Source organism: Streptomyces sp. 8K308 (genome assembly GCF_004348315.1).
Classification (GTDB): domain Bacteria; phylum Actinomycetota; class Actinomycetes; order Streptomycetales; family Streptomycetaceae; genus Streptomyces.
Genome location: NZ_SMKC01000584.1, coordinates 1 through 1,926 on the forward strand (window position 1 = coordinate 1; position 1,926 = coordinate 1,926).

General features: G+C 72.2%; 2 protein-coding genes, 1 rRNA gene and 1 pseudogene. 2 read left to right on the forward strand and 2 right to left on the reverse strand.

Annotated elements, in window-relative coordinates:
• A pseudogene (locus E1265_RS37645) lies at positions 1 to 738 on the forward strand (type VI secretion protein); the annotation flags it as partial.
• A gap of 87 nt (positions 739 to 825) precedes the next feature.
• A complete protein-coding gene (locus tag E1265_RS35905; RefSeq protein WP_132935129.1) occupies positions 826 to 1,239 on the forward strand; it encodes a VOC family protein in 414 nt (137 codons plus the stop codon).
• Here E1265_RS35905 and E1265_RS35910 read toward each other — a convergent pair.
• Positions 1,220 to 1,708, reverse strand: a complete 489-nt coding sequence (locus tag E1265_RS35910; RefSeq protein WP_132935130.1) for a GNAT family N-acetyltransferase — start codon at positions 1,706 to 1,708, stop codon at positions 1,220 to 1,222. The two genes, E1265_RS35905 and E1265_RS35910, sit on opposite strands and share 20 nt — an antisense overlap.
• 92 nt (positions 1,709 to 1,800) lie before the next feature.
• Positions 1,801 to 1,917 (reverse strand): 5S ribosomal RNA (gene rrf / locus E1265_RS35915).
• Between the last annotated feature and the right edge of the window lie 9 nt (positions 1,918 to 1,926).

Here is a 1,926-nt window from a genome sequence, read left to right on the forward strand (position 1 = left end):
GAGCCCGAGCCGCCCGCCGTCGCCGTCGTCGAGGCCACCGCGGGCCCCGACCGGGCCACCGCCGTCCTCCAGGCCCCGCCCGGCCTGGTCGTCGTCGACCCCACCGGCCGGCTCTGGGCCAGGACCGCACGCCAACGCGGCAAGCTCGGCCCCGTCCACGTCTACGACCCGGGCCACGCCACCGACAGCCCCACCCGACTGCGCTGGGCGCCCCACCGCGGCTGCGAGGACATGCCAGTCGCGCGCCGCCGCGCCGCCGCCCTGCTCGCCCCCGTCCGCCCCACCGAACCCGTCTTCCGGCTCGACGCCGAGACCGCAGAGACCATCCTCCGCTGCTACCTGCACGCCGCCGCCCTGGGCGGCGAGCCCATCCAGCAGGTCCACCGCTGGTCGAGCGGCCGCTCGGCCGGCGCCCCCGGCAAGATCCTCCGCACCCATCCGCGGGCCGCCGGCGGCGCCTCGATGGAGCTGGAGAGCGCCCTCACCTCACACCCGGGCCGCCGCGACGCCGCCCTGGAGCTCATCGGCCGCGCCCTCGGCGGCCTCGACCAGCTGCACATCAGACAGTCCTGCGCCCCGGGCCGCGTCGACACGATCGCCCTCGACAACCTCGCCGGCGAGGGCGCCACCCTCTACGTCATCGGCGACCAGTACGAGACCGCCGCCCTCCGCAGCGCCCTCGTCGACGAGTTGGCCACCGCCCACCCCGGCCTGACCGTCGTCGACGCCGACGACTGACACCCACGACGGCTACCGGGCCCACGCCGCCATCCCGTCCACGCGTCATCGCACGCGCCAACCCGGCGATCTCGTACGGTAAGGCGCATGGATCTGACCCTTTCGCACTGCTTTCTCCCCATCGACGACCACGACGAGGCGATCGCCTTCTACCACGAGGCACTTGGGCTCGACATCCGCGACGACGTCAGCGCCGAGGACATGCGCTGGGTAACGCTCGGCTCCCCCAACCAGCCGGGCGTCAACATCGTCCTCGAACCACCGGTCGCCAACCCCGACGCCGCCGAATCCGACCGGCGGGCGATCACCGACCTGATGGCCAAGGGCATGCTGGGCCGTCTCGACTTCGCGACCGACGACCTGGACTCCACCTACCGGCGCATCCGCGCCACGGGCGCCGAGATCCTCCAGGAGCCGATCGACCAGCCCTATGGCGTGCGCGACTGCGCCTTCCGCGACCCCTCAGGCAACATGATCCGGATCAGCGAGACGCGTGCCTGAGCACCATCTCGTAGGCGCCGAACGACGGATCGTCGGGGTCGGTGTCCCGGACACCGGTGGGCTGGAAGCCCAACGAGGCGTAGAACCTGGCGGCCCGCGCGTTGGCCTCGTGGACGCGGAGCCGCACCTCACGGCCGCCGGCCCACTCGATCGCCGCCCACATCAGGCGCGCCGCCAGTCCTGTGCCACGGTGCTCGGGCAACAGGTACACGCCGACGACCTGCGCCCACCGCTGCTCCCGGTACACGCCGACCATGCCCGCCCAGGCCCCGTTCGCCTCCTCCCCGACGAACACGACCGTGCCGCGCCCGGCGGCCCTGCGCTCCCACTCGACCTGGGTCAGCTGCAGGGCCTCCTCATAGGGCTCGAAGAACGCCACCGGCGCGACGGGATCACGCAGCGCGGCAAGCCGCAGCCGCCTGAACTCCCGCCAGTCCTCACGGCACGAACGCCGGATGGTGTACGCCATGCGGCCGATGCTTCCACCCGGCCCGCCGGGTCGCAACACAAACACGTGTAGGGCCCGTTGGTCTCCCAACGGGCCCTACACACCTAATAATTGTCCGGCGGCGACCTACTCTCCCACACGGTCCCCCATGCAGTACCATCGGCGCTGGCAGGCTTAGCTTCCGGGTTCGGAATGTAACCGGGCGTTTCCCCACCGCCATGACCACCGGAACCCTACAA